A 19536-nucleotide genomic window follows, 5' to 3' on the forward strand; every position below is an offset into this window, starting at 1 on the left:
CGACAGAGGTTAAAAATGAAAAAACTACTCGTCGCCCTCGCAACCACCGTCGCCGTGCTCGGTATCGCGCCGGCTGCAAGCGCTCAGGAGAAGGCAAAGATCTGCTTCATCTATGTCGGCTCGAAGACAGACGGCGGCTGGACCCAGGCCCACGACATCGGCCGCCAGGAGCTCGAAAAGGAACTCGGCGACAAGATCGAAACGCAGTTCCTGGAAAACGTGCCGGAAGGTCCGGACGCCGAACGCGCGATCGAGCGCCTGGCGCGTTCCGGCTGTGGTCTGATTTTCACCACGTCCTTCGGGTTCATGGATGCGACGATCAAGATCGCCGGCAAGTTCCCGGATGTGAAGTTCGAGCACGCGACCGGCTACAAGACCGCGCCGAACGTGGCCACCTATAACAGCCGTTTCTACGAAGGCCGCTACATCCAAGGCCAGATCGCCGCGAAAATGTCGGAAAAGGGCGTTGCCGGCTACATCGCCTCCTTCCCGATTCCCGAGGTGGTGATGGGCATCAACGCCTTCGTCATCGGTGCCCGGGCGGTCAATCCGGACTTCAAGATCAAGGTCGTATGGGCGAACACCTGGTTTGATCCGGGCAAGGAAGCGGACGCCGCCAAGGCGCTCATCGACCAGGGCGTCGATATCATCACTCAGCATACCGACACGACCGCGCCGATGCAGGTCGCAGCCGAGCGCGGTATCAAGGCTTTCGGCCAGGCATCCGACATGATTGCCGCCGGCCCGCAGACGCAATTGACTGCGATCGTCGATACCTGGGGCGCCTACTATGTGAAGCGGACCAAGGCCTTCCTCGATGGAACATGGTCGACGACTTCGAGCTGGGACGGCCTGAAGGACGGCATCCTGACCATGGCGCCCTACACCAACATGCCCGATGACGTGAAGGCGATGGCGGAAGCGACGGAGGCGAAAATCAAGTCCGGCGAACTGAAGCCGTTCACCGGTCCGCTCAACAAGCAGGATGGCAGCCCGTGGCTGAAAGAGGGCGAGACCGCCGACGACGCGACGCTGCTCGGCATGAACTTCTATGTCGAAGGCGTAGACGACAAGCTGCCGCAATAATCGAACGCCCGAACACGGCAATTGCAACCCCGCGCCTCGTGCGCGGGGTTTTCTATAGTCCGACGGCCTGCCTGCAACTCTCCGCAGGCCTTTCAGGAATCGCCTATTCGATCTAGTGTTGATCGTCGCCGGCAAGAATCACGCTGACGATGAGGAGTTTCCCTGGGGAGGAGTGGTTGAAGAGCGTGCTTGAGACCGTGATATCCGGCACGCCGAAGCGGACGAGCCATGCACAGGTCGTGGATCAGCTCGGCAAGGCGATCGTTTCGGGCGAGTTCCCGGTCGGCAGCATTCTCCCCGGAGATCCTGAACTGGCGCTCCGTTTCCGCGTCTCGCGGACGGTACTGCGCGAAGCGATGAAGACGCTTGCCGCCAAGGGCATGATCGTTCCGCGCGCCAGGATCGGCACGCGCGTCACGCCCCGAAAGGAATGGAATCTTTTCGACAGCGACATTCTCACCTGGCATTTCGCCTGCGGCGTCGATGAGGACTTTCTCTACCATCTGAGCGAGGTACGGCTTGCCTTCGAGACCCATGCTGCGGCACTGGCGGCAAGAAACGCATCGGATGCGGAAATCGCGGGGATGATGCGGCTCGCCGTCGCCATGGGCGAGGCGAATCACACCCCCGAGAGCCTCGCCGTAGCGGACCTCAAGTTCCATCTCTCGGTCATCGAAGCATCCGGCAATCCCTTTCTGCGTACCGTCGGGGGCTTGATCGAGGCAGCTCTTGTGGGCGTGTTCAAGCTCAGTTCGCCGACAGCCGAGAAGGGCGGCATCGACGAAGTTGCGCGCAACCATATCCGCATCGTCGAGGCGATCGGCAAACGCGACGAAGCGGCTGCACGCCTGGCGATGGAGCATGTGATCAAGGTGGGGCGTGCGCGTATCCGTCAGGCGCTAAGCGGCGGCGGTGCAGAAGCCTGACCGAAGGCCCTCAAACACTTTGACAAGACAGCGGCCTTCTAAGGCCTGTTGAGATTCGGGACACCCGCCGCGCTTTTTTTGACTTCCTCATTCCTGTGCTCGTCACAGGCATCCAGCCAGACCAAGTCCTTGGGCTGAAAGAACGCTTCCCGCGCCGCGGACGCAGCGCTGCTGGATCGCTGTGACGAGCACAGGGGGCGGAGAGGGTGCGGCCCTCGGCGCGTTTCTCGCGTCGCAGGTCGATCATCCCTCGCATTATTCGCAGCGAATGTTGCAATAGGCGCACATCCCCGGTCCTCATTCCTGTGCTTGTCACAGGAATCCAGCCAGACCAAGTCCTTGGGCTGAAAGAACGCTTCCCGCGCCGCGGACGCGGCGCTGCTGGATCCCTGTGACGAGCACAGGGATGAGGGGAGGAGAGGTTGCAGTCCTCCGATACGTTTCCTACAGCGCCGCGCGTCTTATGAGACGCTTCCCGCTAACTTACGTTCATGCTTTTAGGTCGAGCCGACCTCAGAACATCGTGATCCAGGCTCCGGCGCCCGGTCGTGAATTCCTGCTGGTGGCCTTGCCCGACCATGCGGCTTAGCCTATCTGGGAAGCGGGCAGTCGCGCGGCGGCCCTTTTTTCAACGGTGAACCGGAGACTATGTTCGAGCTTCTTGTCATTTTCATTCTGCTCTTGATCAACGCTTTCTTCGCGTTGTCGGAAATGGCAATCGTCTCGGCAAGCAAGCCGCTGCTTCGTCAGATGGTGAAGCAGGGTAACCGGCGCGCGGAGGCCGCGCTCACGCTCGCCGAGGATCCGGGCAAGTTCCTGTCGACGGTGCAGGTCGGCATCACCCTTGTCGGCATCCTCGCGGGCGCCTATGGCGGCGCGACGATCGCGGCAAAGATTGCTCCGTTCCTGAACGACATCGGTTGGATCAGCCCTTACGGCGACACCGTCGCGGTCGCACTCGTCGTCACGCTGATTACATTTCTGTCGGTGGTCATCGGCGAGCTCATCCCCAAGCAGCTGGCGCTGCGAAATCCGGAAGGGCTGGCCATGTTCGTCGCCGGTCCGATGGCGCTGCTTTCCCGTATCGCAGCGCCGGTCGTTTTTATTTTCGAAACGGCGGCCTCTATTGCGATGCGGCTCATGGGCATGAGGCCGGAGGATTCCGATCGCGTCACCGAAGAGGAAGTGCAGGCGATCATGGCGGAAGGCGTCGAAAGCGGCGCCATCGAGAAGAGCGAGCACGAGATGCTGCGGCGAATCATCCGCCTCGGCGATCGCAACGTCAAATCGATCATGACCCACCGCACAGAGGTCGGTTTCATCGACGTTCACGACAGCCTGGAGACGATCGGACAGAAGATCCGGCAATTCGGCCACTCGCGCTACCCGGTGATCGACGGCCCATCGGGTGATGTCATCGGCGCGGTCCTTACCAAGGAAATATTGAATGTTGCGCCGGCCGCGCCCTTCAACATCCGCGATTATGTCCGCGAAATTCTTACCCTGCCGGAGACGGCCTCCTGTCTGAAGGCTCTCGAAGCCTTCAAGTCGTCCAGCATCAATATGGCGATGATTGTCGACGAATACGGGAGCACGGAGGGGATCATCACCACCGCCGACATCCTGGAGGCAATCGTCGGCGTCATCCCGTCGAATTATGATAATTCCGAACACGCTCTCATTCGCCAGCGCGACGACGGCAGCTATATCGTAGACGGACGGACGCCGATCGATGAAATTCACCTCCAGATCGGCATCGATGGAATCGAAGCGGACGGCGATTTCGAAACCATAGCCGGCTTCCTGGTGCAGCAGTTGCGCAAGACTCCGGAGGAGGGCGACACCGCCGAGGCCCACGGCTACCGCTTCGAGGTGATCGACATGGACGGCCGACGCATCGACAAGATCCTCGTCAGCCGGGCCGGTGAAACACTTTCATGACGCGGTTTTCCGCGACATCCCGCGTCTCGACTCATCGGAATCGATCACATTCATGATTTCAGGTCGATCCGACCTAAAATCACCGCGATCCGCTTGGAAGTAGTCGAGGTGAATGCGCGCGGGCGATGCAGATGGCGGCGAAGGCGGAAAATCGTAAGGGACGCGGGAGACTCTGGAGGAGAGCGGCGTGGGGCGCGGCCGCGGCGCTTATGCTGCTGCCCTTGCTCGCAATGCAAGTCACGGAGGAAGTGGCCTGGGATGTCGCCGATTTCGCTGTCTTCGGAGCCATGCTGATCGCCGCAGGCGGCGTCTATGAGGCGTCGGCGAGGTTCTCTGCCGGCAACGCATACCGCGCAGCCGTCGGCCTTGCGCTGGCGACAGCATTCCTCCTGGTGTGGGCGAATCTCGCCGTTGGCATCATCGGGACCGAGGATGACCCCGCCAACCCCCTCTATGGCGGGGTGCTGGCGTTCGGCATCATCAGCGCCTTCATTGCGCGCTTTCAACCGGCCGGAATGGCACGCGCTTTCTTCGCAACGGCGCTCGCGCAGGCGCTGGTCGCCGCGGTCGCGGTAGCCGCAGGGATGGGTTACCCGGCAAGTCCGCCGCTGGAGATCCTTGGCGTCAATGCCTTGTTCGTAATGCTCTGGGTCGCATCGGCCTTGTTGTTTCGGAAAGCGGCGCAGGAAAAACCTCCCGCGGGCAGGGCGCCGTAGCTCAGCTCTCCAGCCTTCTTCGCCGATTCGGGGGCATTTCAATTAGGTCCAACGCAAGTCAGGCGGGATCTCTGAGCCTGAAAACCCTGCATGCCTCTCCGCTTGCGGCTTCGGGAGCACCCGGTCGCCGCACGATCAACCCGTCGGACTGCGCGAAAACGCTGACCATGGACGAATCCTGCCGCGGGAAGGGATGCGCCACGAGCGAACCGTCCGCCTCGAGCGTGAGGCGGGCACGTATATAATCCTGGCGCCGGTCATTGGCCGGTAGCGTTGCGGCAAGCCGTGCATCGACCAGTCTCGAACGGGGCGGAAGATGCGAAAGCTTGCGCGTCAAAGGCTCGAGGAAGAGCAGGGCGCAGACGAGGCTCGAAACCGGGTTTCCGGGAAGGCCGAGCACCGTGACGCCGTCGAGATCGCCGACCATCAGCGGTTTTCCCGGTCGCATGGCGATGCGCCAAAAGTCCAGCGTCATGCCACAGCCGAGAAGCGTCGACTGGACGAGATCGTGATCGCCGACCGAGGCTCCTCCGAGTGTTACCAGCACGTCCACCTGGGCTGCCTGTGCCTTGGCGACGGCGCTGGCGATCGCCGTCCGATCGTCGCCGACAATGCCGAGATCAAGAACTTCGGCCCCATTTTCGCGGGCAACCGCAGCGATCCCGAAACTGTTGGAAGCGATGATCTGGTCGGGGCCGAGGGTACTTCCCGGCGGCAACAATTCGTCGCCCGTGGCGATGATTGCAACCTTGGTTCGCGAGAAAACCGGCAGGTCCTGATGATTCATCCCGGCCGCGAGCGTCAGGCGGCCGGCATCGAGCGCGCTTCCGGCGGAAAGCGCGACGTCACCTGCCAGGAAATCCTGGCCCGCCAAACGGATGTGGCGGCCCTTTGCCGGCGCAAACAGGGTGCGGATGCGTCCGTCCGGCAGTTTTTCCGTGTCTTCCTGAATGATGACGGTATCGGCGCCTGCAGGTACCGGCGCGCCGGTAAAGATGCGTACGGCTTCCCCGCCCTTCACCTCGCCGCGAAAACGGTGTCCTGCGGCCGACTGGCCGATAACGGAGAGCTCCGCTCCGACTTCGGCGATATCCTCGTGGCGGACTGCATAACCATCCATCGCGGAGTTGTCGAAAGGGGGGTGAGTCAGCTTGGCCGCTACGTTCTCGGAGAGCACCCTTCCGAGGCATTCCTGCAGCGAAACGCGCTCCGTCCGTTGCAGCGGATTGGCCCTGGCCAAAATCCTCTGAAGTGCTTCCTCGACCGAAAGAAGCGACATCAGCGCATCTCTCCCCCGCGGTGATAATCGCCGGAACGCCCGCCCGACTTGCTGACCAGCCGCACGCCGGAGATTTCCATTTCCCGGTCAGCGGCCTTGGCCATGTCGTATATCGTCAGGCAGGCTACGCTGACGGCGGTCAACGCCTCCATTTCGACACCCGTCCGTCCGGTCAGCTTCGCCATCGCTTCGACACGCAACCCGGGAAGGGCGTCATCCGGCATAATATCGACGGACACTTTCGTCAGCATCAAGGGATGGCAGAGCGGAATGAGGCTGGATGTCTGCTTGGCGGCCATGATGCCCGCCAGCCGGGCGGTCGCGATCACGTCGCCCTTCTTGGCATTTCCTTCGCGAATGAGTGTCAGCGTCTCCGGCTTCATCCTGACGAAGCCCTCCGCGACAGCGATGCGGACCGTCTCGGCCTTGTCGCCGACATCGACCATGCGGGCTTCGCCGGCGCTGTCTATATGGGTGAGGGTCGGCCCGCTCATCACTCTGCCGCCAGGATATTTGCCGAGCCGGTCAGCAGCGCGCGCGTCGCCGCCTCCACGTCGTCCTTCCTCATCAGGCTTTCACCGACCAGGAAGGTCGTAATCCCGCTCTTCTCGAGGCGCCGGCAGTCTTCGTGGGTGAAAACGCCGCTTTCGCCGACCAGGAGACGGTCTGAGGAAACCATTGCCGCGAGCCGTTCGGAGACGGCGAGGTTGACCTCGAACGTCCTGAGATTACGGTTGTTGATCCCGATGAGCGGCGATGACAGGCGAAGTGCTCGCTCCATCTCCTCCGCGTCGTGTACTTCGACGAGGACATCCATGCCGAGTGTAAACGCGGCTTCTTCCAGCCGGCGCGCATCATCGTCGCCAAGCGAAGCCATGATCAGCAGTATGCAATCGGCGCCCCAGGCGCGCGCTTCGAAAACCTGATAGGTGTCGAACATGAAGTCCTTGCGCAGAGCCGGGAGCGGGCAGGCCTCGCGTGCCTTCGTCAGGAACTCCGGCGCACCCTGGAAGCTCGGCGCGTCGGTCAGGACGGAGAGGCAGGCAGCGCCGCCCGCGGCATAGGCCTTCGCCAGTTCCGGAGGGTCGAAATCGGGCCGGATCAAACCCTTCGAGGGGCTCGCCTTCTTGATTTCGGCGATCAGCCCGAACTGGCCTTTTTCCCGCCGGGCCACAAGCGCGGCGTGGAAACCGCGCGGCGCCGACTGATCGGCGGCCCGCGCCTTCAACTCTTCGAGCGGAACGCGCGCTTTCGCAGCGGCGATCTCCTCTCGCTTATAGGCTTCGATGCGGCGCAGGATGTCCGTCATGTCTTCTCCTCAAGCCGCGTTCGAGACGGTGATCAACCGCTGCAAGGCGACCTTGGCACCGCCGCTCGAAAGCGATTGCCGGGCCAGCGCCATGCCTTCGGACAGGTCCCTGGCGCGCCCTGCTATCATCAACGACGCGGCGGCATTCGCAAGGGAAATGTCCCGGTAGGCATTTTCCGCGCCGTCGAGAACGGCCTGCAACGCAGCGGCATTGTGGGCTCCGTCTCCGCCCTTCAAGGCATCGAGCGACACGCGTTCGAGGCCGAAATCGGCCGGCGTCAGCTCGAAGTTGGTGATCGTGCCGTCCTTGAGCGCCGCCACTTTGGTCACGCCGGTCGTGGTGATCTCGTCGAGCCCTTCGCCATGCACGACCCAGACGCTTTGCGAACCGAGATCGCGGAGCACTTCCGCGAGCGGGTCGACCCATTGCGGCGCATAGACGCCGACGAGCTGCTGCCTGACGCCGGCGGGATTGGCCAGGGGGCCGAGCAGGTTGAAGATGGTCCTCGTTCCAAGTTCCACCCGCGTCGGTCCGACGTGGCGCATGGCCGAATGGTGCTGCTGGGCGAACATGAAGCCGAGACCGGCCTCGGCAATACAGCGCGAGATTGTCGCGGGTCCGATATCGAGATTGACCCCGAGGCAGGAGAGCGCATCGGCCGTTCCGGACTTCGAGCTGAGCGCGCGGTTGCCATGCTTGGCGACCGGTACACCGGCACCCGCGACGATCAGCGCGGCGAGTGTGGAAATGTTGTAGGTACCGGCACCGTCGCCGCCCGTGCCGACGATGTCGATCGCTCCGTCAGGCGCTTCCACGGGCAACATGCGTGCGCGCATCGCGCCGACCGCGCCCACGATCTCGTCGACCGTTTCGCCGCGCACCCGGAGCGCCATCAGAAAACCGCCGATCTGCGATGGGGTGGCGGCTCCGGACATGATGATCTCGAAGGCCGCGCGCGCATCCTCGCGACTCAGTGCCTCGCGCCCTGCGACCTTCGCGACGAACGGTTTCAAATCACTCATGGGTTCGCTTCTCCGTCGTCACCGTTGCGCCAGGGCCGTTTCGGCAAGCGACTGGTTGATCGAAACGCCGTAGGCAGTTTGCAAGGTGGAGACCATCTGATCCAGGATGTCGTCACCGCTCGCGCGCGCAATCGCATCGATCTGGCTGCTGTCGTTGTCGAGGGCGTCGGCAGGCGCTTTCTCTTCGACCGCCGTAACCTGCATGAGCACCTGGCCATCGCCGCCGATCCCCGGGGCATTGGCGACATGGCCGTTCGGGCCGCCGAAGGCCGCGATCACCGCGGCAGGGCTGAGGCTCGCATCGTTGGTCGCGCGGGTCAGCCCGGTCTTGGTCTCGACGACAAGGCCGAGTTCGCTTGCGATATCGGCGAGCTTGGCGCCCTTCTCGATACGTTCCTTGAGTTCCTTCGCCTTGGCGGCCAGTGCCGCGCGCTGCTGCTCCGCAGTCCAGTCGGCGGCCACTTCGTCGCGAACTTCGTCAAGCGTCCGGTCCCGCGCCGGAATGATTTCCTCGACATCGAACCATGCGGAGCCGTCGCGCCCGATATTGACGGCAAGGGTATCCGTTCCGACGTCAGCCTTGAAGACTTCCTGGAGAAGGGCGCGCGGTTCCGGAAGGTCCTTAACTTCGTCGCCGTTTTGATCCTTGCCGGAAGCGTCGACCGCGTCGACGGTGACGAGCTTGAGCTTCAGCTGTTCGGCGATCTCCTTGACGGTCACGCCGCCGGCGCGTTCATCTTCGATCTTGTCATGAAGGCCGACGAGCTGCTCGCGGGCGGCGTCGAGGGCGATTTCCTTGCGCAGTTCTTCCTTGACTTCGTCAAAGCTGCGAACCGCATCGGGCCGGATGTTGGTTACGCGCAGGATGACCGGGCCGAATGCACCTTCGACGACGGGCGTGGTGCCGCCATCCTGGGCAACGGCAAAGGCTGCGTCGGCAATCTTTGCGTCGGGCATGCGATCCTTGGTGAAGTCGCCGAGGAGTACATCTGCCGACGTCTTGCCCTCGGCCTTGACCAGATCGTCGAAGGACGTGCCGGCGGCAAGCTTGGCGGCCGCGGCATCGGCGGCCTCGCGCGAGGGGAAGGTGAGCTGCTCGACCGTCCTCGTTGCCGGCGTGCGGTAGCTCTCCTTGCGCTTCTCATAATCGGCGCGAAGCTCTTCCTCCGTTACGGCGTCGGGTGCGGCCAAGTCCTCGGGCTCCAGCTTGATGTAGCTGATCTTGCGGTATTCCGGAGCGCGATAGTTCGCCTTGCGGCTTTCGAACCAGGGCGCGAGCACCTCGTCGCCCGGCGTTTTGACCGCATCGATATTTGCGTTGGAAAGCAGCAGATAGTCGATCGTGCGCGTCTCGTGGCGGTATTTGCCAATGGCTTCGACGAGTACCTTGGGCGCCGTGTAACCATCCGTGAGCGCATCGACGATCTGCGATCGAACCGCGACCTGGCTGCGGTTGTTGATGTAATCCTGCTCGGTCAGCCCGGCATTGCGCAGCACGCTCGAAAATGTCAGCCGGTCGAACTGCCCGTTGACTCCATGGAAGGCCGGGTCTTCGCCGATCAGCCGCGCAAGCCTGTCTTCCGAAAGACCGAGATTCATGTCGGTAGCGAGCTGGTCGAGGGCGGCACCGGCGACGAGCTGGGCGTAGACCTGGTTCTCGACGCCGAAGGCTTGTGCCTGCTGGCGCGACAAAGGCGTACCGAGCTGGCGCGAGAGCAGGGCGATCTGCCGTTCGTAAGCCAGGCGAAAGTCGCTCGCCGATACCTTGATGTCGCCGACGGTAACGACCGCATTGGGAGTGCTTGGCACCATCAACGTCTGACCACCCCACACCATGAATGAGAGGATGAGAAGGGCCAGCAGGCCTTTGACGACCCGGGTCTGGGCAGCGTTTCTCAGGGAGTCGAGCATGGGGGCAGAAAACCTCGTTGGGATGCGTCGGCATTACGCCGAATGAATTCGTTCCTTAGAACAAACCAGAGAGGAATTGAAGGCCGGTTCGTCGCAAATTGCCGCCGGCGGAGTTGAACTTGCCACCCCATCACCATGACAGCGCGCATCAGGGCTGCCGGGGCATTCAAGAGCAAAGGCTGCAAAAGGCGCTAACGACGAAGGCAATGTCGGAATTTGTTAGCCGGCAACTTAAAGCGAGCTGCAAATTAGGCGTTGGAAGCGCGCCCCACTGTGGCAAACTGCTGGGAATCGTTTTTCGATACTCGACCGGGACTTTCGATCCGTCGGCCATTACGGGAAATCACCTCCATGCAGTCCACGATCGTGATGGTCAATCTCTTTGGTGCAGTTGCGCTGCTGCTCTTCGGCCTGTCGCTGGTCAAGGACGGGGTGACGCGAGCCTTCGGGGCGCGCCTGCGCGCAGGTCTTGCGCGCGGAACGAACGGTCCCTTCCGGGCTTTTGCGACGGGGCTCGTCGCAACGCTCGGGCTCCAGAGTTCGACGGCCACGGCACTCATGACGGCCTCTTTCGTCGAGAAGGGGCTCATCCGTTCGCAGATGGCGCAGATCGTGCTGCTGGGGGCCAATGTCGGCACCGCGATGACGGCTTGGATCGTCGCACTCGGCATCGGATGGCTTTCGCCGCTGCTCATCCTCGCAGGCGTGGCCACCCACCGCATGAGCCGGTCGAGCGCGCGCCAGGGCGCCGGCTACGCGCTCGTGGGCATCGGTCTGATGCTTCTGTCGCTCGAACTGCTCGGCACGGCGACCGAGCCGATGCGCCAATCCCAGGCTTTGGGAGCGTTTCTCGGCATGCTCGACAACGCCTTGCCCGTGGCGATGATCATTGCGGCCGGTCTTGCGTTTGCGTCATCGTCCAGCCTCGCCGTCGTCATGCTGGTGCTGTCGCTTTCATCCGCCGGCGTACTTTCTCCCCTATTGACGGTCGCTCTGGTGCTCGGTGCCAATCTCGGTGGCGCGATCCCGCCGGTCATCACCACGCTCGGCTCGCCGCCGGCCGCCCGCCGGGTCACGCTGGGCAACCTCGTGGTGCGCGGCATCGGCTGTCTCATCGCCCTTCCGGCGGTTGGCGCCAGCGCCGACTTCCTGCAGAGCCTGCCGTTGCCGCGGCAGAACCTGCCCGTCGACGTTCACCTGCTGTTCAATCTGGTGCTGGCGATGGTTGCCTGGCCCTTCGCGGGGTTGCTCGCCCGCACCATGAACCGGTTCTTCCCCGACGACGAAGCGGCCGAAACCGGGCCGCGCTACCTCGATGAGGCGGCGCTCGATACGCCGGTGATGGCTCTTTCCGGCGCTACGCGAGAGGTCCTGAGGGTGGGCGACCTGATCGAGGTCATGCTGATGCGGGCCTCCGAGGCGTTCAGCAAGAATGATGTCAACGAATTGGGCGATATCGAGAATATCGAGCGGCAGGTCGACCTCCTGCAGCAGGAAGTGAAAATCTTTCTGTCCCGGCTTGGCCGCGATGGCTTGAACGAGGAGGACGGGCGCCGTTCGATCGTGATCATCGACTATGCCATCAATCTCGAGCACATGGGCGACATCATCGAAAAGGGTCTCTGTGAACAGATCGCCAAGAAGGTGAGGGGCGGCTTGCGGTTCTCGGAGGATGGCTATCAGGAGCTGAAGGGCCTTTTCAACCTCACCATCGACAATCTGCGCATCGCGCAGACCATCTTCGTCACCCGCAATGCCGACCTGGCGCGTCATCTCATCGAGGTCAAGGTCGACGTGCGGCATATGGAGAAACGCTCCGCAGAGCGCCATCTGGAGCGGTTGCGTGATGGCCTTCTGGAAAGCCTGCAAACCAGTTCGCTGCACCTCGACATGCTGCGGGACCTGAAGCGCATCAACGCGCACATCGCCTCCGTCGCCTATCCCATTCTGGAGGAGAGCGGCCTGCTCACCGAAAGCCGCCTGCGGCCGCCGGGCTGATATCATACGGTTTGAACCGGATTAACGCGACGTGATTGTGCGAATTATGGTTCTCGCAATATGTTGCTGATAGGAACGCGCAAAAAGCGCGCGGGCAGGCGCGAGACGCCGCGTCGGAAAAATGTCCCGAGAGGGTATCAAGGAGATCAGAGTATGGAACGGACTTGCCTGGCGATCATCCTGGCGGCTGGCGAGAGCACGCGGATGAAATCGGCCATGTCGAAGGTGCTGCATCCGGTTGCCGGGCGACCGATGATCGCCCACGTCGTCGACGCCCTGGCGAGTGCATCGATCTCCGATGTGGCGCTGGTCGTCGGGCGCGATGCGGATGCCGTATCTGCAGCGGCGGCTACCGGCGAAGTGGCCGTCACGTCCTTTCTTCAGAAAGAGCGACTTGGGACCGCCCATGCCGTGCTTGCTGCCCGTGATGCGATCGCGAGAGGCTATGACGACGTTCTCGTTGTATTCGGAGACACGCCGCTTATCACCGCCGCACCCTTGAAGGCTGCCCGCGACGGGCTTGCGGCCGGAGATGACGTCGTGGTGATTGGCTTCCAGGCGGCGGACCCGACCGGATACGGGCGTCTCATCGTGAAGGATGGAGCGCTGGTCGCCATCCGAGAACACCGGGACGCCTCCGACGAGGAGCGCCGCATCACCTATTGCAATGGCGGGCTGATGGCGATCGACGGCCGCAAGGCCCTCGATCTCCTGGACCGGATCGGCAACGCCAATGCGAAAGGCGAATACTACCTGACCGATCTCGTCGAGATCGTGCGGTCCCTCGGTGGCCGTGCAATCGCTGTCGAAGCGCCCGAAGAAGAACTCACCGGCTGCAACACCCGCGCCGAGCTTGCCTATATCGAGCGCCTCTGGCAGCAGCGCCGTCGTCACGAACTGATGCTGGCGGGCGTGTCGATGATCGCACCCGAGACCGTCTTCCTCTCATGGGACACCACGCTTGCCCAGGACGTTCTCCTCGAGCCGAACGTCGTCTTCGGGCCCGGCGTGCGCGTGGAAAGCGGTGCGGTCATCCACGCCTTCTCCCATCTGGAAGGCGCTCACGTCCGTGCCGGCGCTACGGTCGGACCTTTCGCGCGCCTGCGCCCGGGTGCCGACCTCGGAGCGAAGTCGAAGGTCGGCAATTTCTGCGAGGTGAAGAACGCGGAGATCGGTGCCGGAGCCAAGGTCAATCACCTCACCTATATCGGCGACGCCTTCGTCGGCGCCGGATCCAATATCGGCGCCGGAACGATTACCTGCAATTACGATGGCGTGAACAAGCATGTCACCCGCATCGGCGCGAACGCCTTCATAGGCTCCAATTCGTCGCTCGTCGCTCCGGTTTCGATCGGCGACGGGGCGCTCGTGGCGTCCGGAAGCGTGATCACGGAAGACGTGCCGGCGGATGCGGTCGCTTTCGGCCGTGCGCGCCAGGACATCAAGCCCGGCAGGGCGCCCGTATTGCGCGAGCGCTACGAGGCGGAAAAGGCAGCCAGGAAGCGGGCAAAGGCCGCGGAGTAGACGCATTAAATATTGAAACTGAAAGTGAAATCAAAACGGATTGCGTCGCGACGCAATTTCGCTACCAAGGCTTTCAAGGGGAACCTGCGGCGCCGCGCGTTTGTCAGACGCGCAATGGTCGCTACGGCATTTTAGAGCTGCTGCATATTCCTGTCCTTGAGCCGGTACGACTCGAGGAAACATGCAGTGGTCGTTACTTTTGAGCTGATGCGCCGCAGGGCGTGAAGAGACGCGGAGAGGGATATGTGCGGGATTGTTGGCATCGTCGGGAATCAGCCGGTATCGGAGCGGCTGGTCGAAGCATTGAAGCGCCTGGAGTATCGCGGCTATGATTCGGCCGGCGTCGCGACGATCGACGGGGGAAAGCTGCAGCGCCGGCGGGCCGAGGGCAAGCTGGTCAACCTCGAGAGCAGGTTGAGAGAGGAGCCTCTGGCCGGCACCATCGGCATCGCCCACACGCGCTGGGCAACCCATGGAGCACCCACGGAACGCAACGCCCACCCGCATTTCACCGAAGGCGTCGCCGTGGTTCACAACGGCATCATCGAGAATTTCGCCGAGCTCAAGGACGAGCTTGCGGCAGCGGGCGCCGAATTCCAAACGGAGACGGACACCGAGGTCGTCGCGCATCTTCTGGCAAAGTTTCGCCGGGACGGCCTTGGGCGGCGCGAGGCGATGCATGCCATGCTGAAGCGCGTCAAGGGCGCCTACGCACTGGCCGTCCTTTTCGAAGACGATCGGTCGACCATCATGGCGGCGCGCAACGGACCGCCGCTGGCGATCGGCCACGGCAACGGCGAGATGTTCCTGGGTTCGGACGCGATCGCGCTTGCGCCCTTCACCAATGAAATCACCTATCTCATCGATGGTGACTGGGCCGTCATCGGCAAGACCGGCGTCCATATCTTCGATTTCGACGGCAATGTCGTCGAGCGTCCGCGCCAGATTTCGACGGCTGCTGCCTTTCTGGTGGACAAGGGCAACCATCGCCATTTCATGGAGAAGGAGATCTATGAGCAGCCGGAGGTCATCGCCCATGCTCTCGGGCACTATGTCAATTTCATAGAGAATCGTGTCGTTCCGATTTCCGACGCCATCGATTTCGGCAAGATCCCGAGCCTGGCGATCTCTGCCTGCGGCACCGCTTATCTCGCCGGCCTGATCGGCAAATACTGGTTCGAGCGCTATGCCCGCCTGCCAGTCGAAATCGACGTCGCATCCGAATTCCGCTACCGCGAGATACCGCTGTCGCCGCAGTCGGCGGCTCTTTTCATCTCGCAGTCAGGCGAGACCGCCGACACTCTGGCGTCCCTGAGATATTGCAAGCAGCACGGCCTCAAGATCGGCGCGGTCGTCAATGCCCGCGAGTCGAGCATCGCGCGGGAATCCGACGCCGTCTTTCCGATCCTTGCGGGCCCTGAGATCGGCGTCGCCTCGACCAAGGCCTTCACCTGCCAGCTTGCGGTTCTGGCCGCACTCGCCGTCGGCGCGGGCAAGGCCCGCGGGACGATCAGCGACGAAGAGGAGCAGGCGCTCGTAAAGAGCCTTGCCGAAATGCCGCGCATCATGGGGCAGGTGCTGAACAGCATCCAGCCGAAGATCGAGAGTCTGTCGCGCGAACTGTCCAAATGCCACGACGTGCTCTATCTCGGCCGCGGCACCAGCTTCCCGCTGGCAATGGAAGGGGCGCTGAAGCTCAAGGAGATTTCGTATATCCACGCCGAAGGTTACGCCGCGGGCGAGCTGAAGCACGGACCGATCGCCTTGATCGACGAAAACATGCCCGTCATCGTCATCGCGCCGCATGACCGCTTTTACGACAAGACGGTATCGAACATGCAGGAGGTGGCCGCGCGCGGCGGCCGCATCATCCTGATAACCGATGAGAAAGGTGCGGCCGCGTCGAAGCTCGATACGATGCACACGATCGTGCTGCCGGAAGTCGACGAGATCATCGCGCCGATGATCTTCTCATTGCCGGTCCAGCTACTCGCCTACCATACGGCCGTCTTCATGGGGACCGACGTGGACCAGCCGCGCAACCTCGCCAAATCGGTGACGGTCGAATGATCATCCGACCGGAAACCGCGGGCGATGCCGAGACGATCCGGCAGATTACCGAGGCGGCTTTCGCCGGGCAGCCCTATAGCGACCAGACGGAGGCCCGGATCATCGACCGACTGCGCGCCGAGGACGCGATGACGCTTTCCCTCGTTGCCGAGGAAGCGGGCGAGGTGATCGGTCACATCGCATTTTCGCCTGTCACGATCACCCCGTTCGCGGTCGGCTGGTACGGGCTCGGCCCCGTGTCGGTGCGACCGGATCGGCAAGGACGCGGCACGGGGAGCGCACTTGTGCGGCGCGGGCTCGACATGCTGCGCAAAGCCGGGGCTTCAGGCTGCGTCCTCGCGGGCAATCCGGCCTTCTATGAGAGATTCGGGTTCCGCAACGAGCCTGCTCTTGTTTTTCCGGGTTGTGCGCCGCAATATTTCATGGCTTTACCCTTGTCGGGAGGGCTGGTTTCCGGCACCGTCACTTATCATCCCGCCTTCGGAGCGGACTGACGGATCGATGGCAACGGCATGACGGAAAGTTCCAAAAGCGGCATCATCGCGGCCCGGCTGCGCAACTACTTTCTCACCGGGCTTATCATCTGCGCGCCGCTGGCGATCACGGTGTGGCTGGTCCGCTCCTTTATCGAGTGGGCCGACGGATGGGTGAAACCGTATCTGCCGAGTTTTTATAACCCCGATAATTATCTGCCGATCGCGATCCCGGGTTTCGGGCTGCTCGTCGCCGTAGTAGTCATCACCCTGGTCGGTTTCCTGACCGCAAACCTCGTCGGACGTTCGATCATCAACTTCGGTGAGTCGCTCCTCAACCGGACGCCGCTCGTCCGCTCCATCTACAAGTCGCTGAAGCAGATCTTCCAGACCGTGCTGCAGGACCAGTCGTCCTCGTTCAAGAGGGCGGGGCTGATCGAATATCCAAGCCCCGGGCTGTGGTCGCTGGTCTTCATCGCCACCGATGTGAAGGGCGAGATCGCCGCCAGGTTCGACGAGCGCGGCATGGACATGGTGACGGTCTTCCTGCCTCCGACGCCGATCCCCACCGCTGGCTTCCTGCTCTTCGTGCCGCGCGACAAGATCATTCCTCTGCAGATGAGCGCCGAGGATGCTGCGAAGCTGCTGATCTCCGGAGGCCTCGTCGCGCCGGATTACAACCCGCTGGCCAATGCGCCCCCGCGTGCGATCAAACAGCAGGAGAGCGTATGAGGTTCCGGGAGTTGATGATCAACCGGCCCGCAGGAACCGGATCGCCTCGTCGCGCCGGAAGAGATAGAGCAGCGTCCTGAGCGCCTGACCGCGTTCCGACGTCAGTTCCGGATCCCTGTCTATGACATAGGCGGCATCCTTGCGCGCCATCTCCAGGAGGTCGGCATGCGACTCGAGGCTTGCGATGAGGAAACCCGGCGTGCCGGACTGCCGCGTGCCGAGAAGCTCGCCTTCACCGCGCAGCTTCAGGTCCTCCTCGGCGATCAGGAAGCCGTCTTCGCTTTCACGCAGGACCGAAAGACGCGCGCGCCCTGCTTCGCTGAGCGGGCTCTTGTACAAAAGGATGCAGGTCGAGGCTTCGTCGCCGCGCCCTACGCGGCCGCGTAACTGGTGCAGCTGCGCAAGGCCGAAGCGTTCGGCGTGCTCGATGACCATGATAGTGGCATCCGGCACGTCCACGCCCACCTCGACGACCGTCGTGGCCACGAGCAAACGGATTTCACCGTTCTTGAAGGCGAGCATCACGGCGTCCTTGTCCGGCCCTGCCATGCGCCCGTGCACCAGGCCGACATCCTTGCCGAACCGTCGAGCAAGGCGCTGGTAGCGCTCATCGGCGGACATGGCGTCGGTCTCCTCGGACTCCTCGACGAGCGGGCAGATCCAATAGGCCTTCTTGCCCTGCCGGAGCGCTGCGTCGAGCCTTTCCACGATCTCCTCCGTACGTTCGTTCGGTATCGTGACGGTCTGGATCGGCTTGCGCCCTGCCGGCTTCTCGGTGAGCTTGGATACATCCATGTCGCCGAAGGCGGCGAGCACGAGTGTTCTCGGAATGGGCGTCGCGGTCATGACGAGCATGTGCGGAGATATCCCCTTGGCCGTCAGCCGCAGCCTCTGATGCACGCCGAAACGATGCTGCTCGTCGACCACGGCGAGGACGAGCCGGCGATAGATCACGGCGTCCTGGAAGAGTGCGTGTGTGCCGATGACCATCTGCGTGTCGCCGGAGGCAATGCGTTCCAGTATCGCGTCCCGTTCCTTGCCCTTCGTCCTGCCGGTGAGGATATCGATCGTGATGCCCGCCGGCGCGGCCATCCGCGAAAGCGTGGCGTGGTGCTGCCGCGCGAGAATTTCCGTCGGCGCCATCAGCACGGCCTGGCCGCCGGATTCCACCGCCGCCAGCATCGCCATCAAGGCCACGGCCGTCTTGCCGGAGCCGACGTCTCCCTGCAGCAGCCGCAGCATGCGGTCGGCTCCGGACATGTCGGCAAGGATCTCGTCGACGGCCGCCGACTGGCTTTTCGTCAAGGAGAAAGGCAGGGCGGCGATTACCGGACCGCTCAACCGGCCGGTCGGATGAATCGGTGTACCGGCGACTTTGCGCAATCGCTGGCGAACCAGCGAGAGCGAAAGCTGCCCCGCCAGGAACTCATCATAGGCGATCCGGCGGCGCGCGGGCGCCTGTGCGTCGACATCGGTTTCGTCCCGCGGTTCATGCAGGCGCTGGAAGCTTTCTTTGGCGCTCTTGAAGCCCTGTTGGCGCAGAAGTGCCTCATCCAGCCATTCCGGCAGGTCCGGGACGCGTGCCACTGCCGCCTCGATCGACTTACGAAGGGGCCGCGAGGTCAGGCCCGCCGTCAGCCCGTAGACAGGCTCGACGAGCGGCATGTTCTCCGATTCGGCCGCACGGACCATGTAGTCCGGGTGGACCATGGAAGCCCGCCCGTTGAACCAGTCCACCTTGCCGCTGACGATCACCGTCTCATCGATGGGCAGGGCCTTCTCGAGCCAGTTCCCCCTGACGCGAAAGAAGGTGAGCGCCAGTTCGCCGGTCTTGTCGTGGAGAAAGACGCGATAGGGCGCGTTCGATCTGCCGCCGGGAGCCGGTTGGTGCCGGTCGACACGTCCGGTGATGGTGACGATCGACCCATCGGGGGCATAGGCGATTCCGGGTTGGCGGCGACGATCGATCAGCGAATGAGGGATATGGAAGACAAGATCGACCACGCGGCAGTCTTCGACCGTCTCGCGCCCGAGCAGGCGCGCGTAAAGTTCGCCGGTCTTCGGGCCGATGCCGGGCAAGGTGTCGAGGGGCGAAAACAGCGGATCGAGCAGGGCAGGGCGCATAGCAATGAAATTGCGACGATAATTCCGCCTTTGGCAAGGCTGACAACCCGCTTTCCAGCGTTTATAGAGCCCATGATCTCGATCCGCCGGAGCGGCGGAGGCAGGAAGGACATCCCATGACCGGCATTTCGCGCACGAGCGCCGATCTCGACCCGCGTCGGCGCAGGATTCTTTTCCGCGCGTGGCACCGCGGCATCCGCGAGATGGACCTGATCCTCGGCCAGTTCGCCGAGGCGGAGCTCGCCACCTTGTCCGAAGCGGAGCTCGACGAACTCGAAGCAATCATGGGGGAGGAGGACAACGACCTCGTCCGCTGGATCACCGGAGAAAAACCGCTGCCCGAGCGTTATGCGACCGAACTCTTCTTCCGGATCGCTGCCTATCGCCCGGATTTCGCCCCGGTTCGCCACGAAACGAAGTAGAC

The 19536-nt window shown here is 62.9% G+C and carries 16 protein-coding genes; 10 read left to right on the plus strand and 6 right to left on the minus strand.

The window, feature by feature from the left end:
* The first annotated feature begins 15 nt into the window (after positions 1–15).
* The 4 genes from BHD07_RS21610 (at position 16) to BHD07_RS21625 (ending at position 4669) form a co-directional block, all read left to right on the plus strand.
* On the plus strand, positions 16–1086 hold the full coding sequence (locus BHD07_RS21610) for a BMP family ABC transporter substrate-binding protein (protein ID WP_018094989.1): 1071 nt from the start codon (positions 16–18) through the stop codon (positions 1084–1086).
* A gap of 176 nt (positions 1087–1262) precedes the next feature.
* Positions 1263–2012: a FadR/GntR family transcriptional regulator gene (locus BHD07_RS21615; RefSeq protein ID WP_018094988.1), complete on the plus strand. Its 750-nt coding sequence runs from the start codon at positions 1263–1265 to the stop codon at positions 2010–2012.
* Positions 2013–2660: 648 nt separating this feature from the next.
* Positions 2661–3953, plus strand: a complete 1293-nt coding sequence (locus tag BHD07_RS21620) for a hemolysin family protein (RefSeq protein ID WP_338283029.1) — start codon at positions 2661–2663, stop codon at positions 3951–3953.
* 125 nt (positions 3954–4078) lie between these two features.
* Positions 4079–4669, plus strand: a complete 591-nt coding sequence (locus BHD07_RS21625; protein WP_338283030.1) for a hypothetical protein — start codon at positions 4079–4081, stop codon at positions 4667–4669.
* A 58-nt stretch (positions 4670–4727) separates the two neighbouring features.
* On the opposite strand, the gene BHD07_RS21630 is transcribed toward BHD07_RS21625, so the two are convergent.
* The 5 genes from BHD07_RS21630 to BHD07_RS21650 are packed head-to-tail and all read right to left on the minus strand — an operon-like array spanning position 4728 to position 10191.
* The gene (locus BHD07_RS21630) at positions 4728–5948 is read right to left on the minus strand and encodes a molybdopterin molybdotransferase MoeA (protein WP_338283031.1); all 1221 of its coding nucleotides are present in this window, start codon (positions 5946–5948) and stop codon (positions 4728–4730) included.
* Positions 5948–6442: a cyclic pyranopterin monophosphate synthase MoaC gene (gene moaC, locus BHD07_RS21635; protein WP_275597921.1), complete on the minus strand. Its 495-nt coding sequence runs from the start codon at positions 6440–6442 to the stop codon at positions 5948–5950. The genes BHD07_RS21630 and moaC overlap by 1 nt, the downstream gene beginning before the upstream one ends.
* The gene (gene trpC, locus BHD07_RS21640) at positions 6442–7257 is read right to left on the minus strand and encodes an indole-3-glycerol phosphate synthase TrpC (protein ID WP_338283032.1); all 816 of its coding nucleotides are present in this window, start codon (positions 7255–7257) and stop codon (positions 6442–6444) included. The genes moaC and trpC overlap by 1 nt, the downstream gene beginning before the upstream one ends.
* Positions 7258–7266: 9 nt before the next feature.
* The gene (gene trpD / locus BHD07_RS21645) at positions 7267–8280 is read right to left on the minus strand and encodes an anthranilate phosphoribosyltransferase (RefSeq protein WP_338283033.1); all 1014 of its coding nucleotides are present in this window, start codon (positions 8278–8280) and stop codon (positions 7267–7269) included.
* Between the two features lie 18 nt (positions 8281–8298).
* Entirely contained in the window at positions 8299–10191 is a 1893-nt protein-coding gene (locus BHD07_RS21650; protein WP_338283034.1) for a peptidylprolyl isomerase, read from the minus strand.
* 351 nt (positions 10192–10542) lie between these two features.
* Here BHD07_RS21650 and BHD07_RS21655 point away from each other — a divergent pair, with 351 nt between their 5' ends.
* From BHD07_RS21655 to BHD07_RS21675, 5 genes are all read left to right on the plus strand, one after another.
* Positions 10543–12189: a Na/Pi cotransporter family protein gene (locus BHD07_RS21655; RefSeq protein WP_338283035.1), complete on the plus strand. Its 1647-nt coding sequence runs from the start codon at positions 10543–10545 to the stop codon at positions 12187–12189.
* 153 nt (positions 12190–12342) lie between these two features.
* Complete coding sequence (gene glmU / locus BHD07_RS21660; protein ID WP_338283036.1) at positions 12343–13713, plus strand: bifunctional UDP-N-acetylglucosamine diphosphorylase/glucosamine-1-phosphate N-acetyltransferase GlmU; 1371 nt, start codon at positions 12343–12345, stop codon at positions 13711–13713.
* A 243-nt stretch (positions 13714–13956) separates the two neighbouring features.
* Complete coding sequence (gene glmS / locus BHD07_RS21665; protein WP_338283037.1) at positions 13957–15783, plus strand: glutamine--fructose-6-phosphate transaminase (isomerizing); 1827 nt, start codon at positions 13957–13959, stop codon at positions 15781–15783.
* Complete coding sequence (locus tag BHD07_RS21670; protein ID WP_338283038.1) at positions 15780–16277, plus strand: GNAT family N-acetyltransferase; 498 nt, start codon at positions 15780–15782, stop codon at positions 16275–16277. The genes glmS and BHD07_RS21670 overlap by 4 nt, the downstream gene beginning before the upstream one ends.
* 18 nt (positions 16278–16295) lie before the next feature.
* Positions 16296–16988, plus strand: a complete 693-nt coding sequence (locus BHD07_RS21675) for a DUF502 domain-containing protein (protein WP_003537698.1) — start codon at positions 16296–16298, stop codon at positions 16986–16988.
* A gap of 18 nt (positions 16989–17006) precedes the next feature.
* On the opposite strand, the gene recG is transcribed toward BHD07_RS21675, so the two are convergent.
* Positions 17007–19112, minus strand: a complete 2106-nt coding sequence (recG, locus tag BHD07_RS21680; protein WP_338283041.1) for an ATP-dependent DNA helicase RecG — start codon at positions 19110–19112, stop codon at positions 17007–17009.
* Between the two features lie 116 nt (positions 19113–19228).
* Here recG and BHD07_RS21685 point away from each other — a divergent pair, with 116 nt between their 5' ends.
* Complete coding sequence (locus BHD07_RS21685) at positions 19229–19534, plus strand: FAD assembly factor SdhE (RefSeq protein WP_338283042.1); 306 nt, start codon at positions 19229–19231, stop codon at positions 19532–19534.
* Positions 19535–19536 lie beyond the last annotated feature (2 nt).

The organism is Sinorhizobium sp. KGO-5, assembly GCF_036245905.1.
Taxonomy (GTDB): Bacteria; Pseudomonadota; Alphaproteobacteria; order Rhizobiales; family Rhizobiaceae; genus Sinorhizobium; species Sinorhizobium meliloti_A.

Coding starts and splice junctions, on each gene's coding strand:
- glmU (WP_338283036.1), top strand. CDS start 12,343: ATGGAACGGACTTGCCTGGCGATCATCCTGGCGGCTGGCGAGAGCACG.
- BHD07_RS21670 (WP_338283038.1), top strand. CDS start 15,780: ATGATCATCCGACCGGAAACCGCGGGCGATGCCGAGACGATCCGGCAG.
- moaC (WP_275597921.1), bottom strand. CDS start 6,442: ATGAGCGGGCCGACCCTCACCCATATAGACAGCGCCGGCGAAGCCCGC.
- BHD07_RS21655 (WP_338283035.1), top strand. CDS start 10,543: ATGCAGTCCACGATCGTGATGGTCAATCTCTTTGGTGCAGTTGCGCTG.
- recG (WP_338283041.1), bottom strand. CDS start 19,112: ATGCGCCCTGCCCTGCTCGATCCGCTGTTTTCGCCCCTCGACACCTTG.
- BHD07_RS21625 (WP_338283030.1), top strand. CDS start 4,079: ATGCAGATGGCGGCGAAGGCGGAAAATCGTAAGGGACGCGGGAGACTC.
- trpD (WP_338283033.1), bottom strand. CDS start 8,280: ATGAGTGATTTGAAACCGTTCGTCGCGAAGGTCGCAGGGCGCGAGGCA.
- BHD07_RS21650 (WP_338283034.1), bottom strand. CDS start 10,191: ATGCTCGACTCCCTGAGAAACGCTGCCCAGACCCGGGTCGTCAAAGGC.
- glmS (WP_338283037.1), top strand. CDS start 13,957: ATGTGCGGGATTGTTGGCATCGTCGGGAATCAGCCGGTATCGGAGCGG.
- BHD07_RS21630 (WP_338283031.1), bottom strand. CDS start 5,948: ATGTCGCTTCTTTCGGTCGAGGAAGCACTTCAGAGGATTTTGGCCAGG.
- BHD07_RS21610 (WP_018094989.1), top strand. CDS start 16: ATGAAAAAACTACTCGTCGCCCTCGCAACCACCGTCGCCGTGCTCGGT.
- BHD07_RS21620 (WP_338283029.1), top strand. CDS start 2,661: ATGTTCGAGCTTCTTGTCATTTTCATTCTGCTCTTGATCAACGCTTTC.
- BHD07_RS21675 (WP_003537698.1), top strand. CDS start 16,296: ATGACGGAAAGTTCCAAAAGCGGCATCATCGCGGCCCGGCTGCGCAAC.
- trpC (WP_338283032.1), bottom strand. CDS start 7,257: ATGACGGACATCCTGCGCCGCATCGAAGCCTATAAGCGAGAGGAGATC.
- BHD07_RS21685 (WP_338283042.1), top strand. CDS start 19,229: ATGACCGGCATTTCGCGCACGAGCGCCGATCTCGACCCGCGTCGGCGC.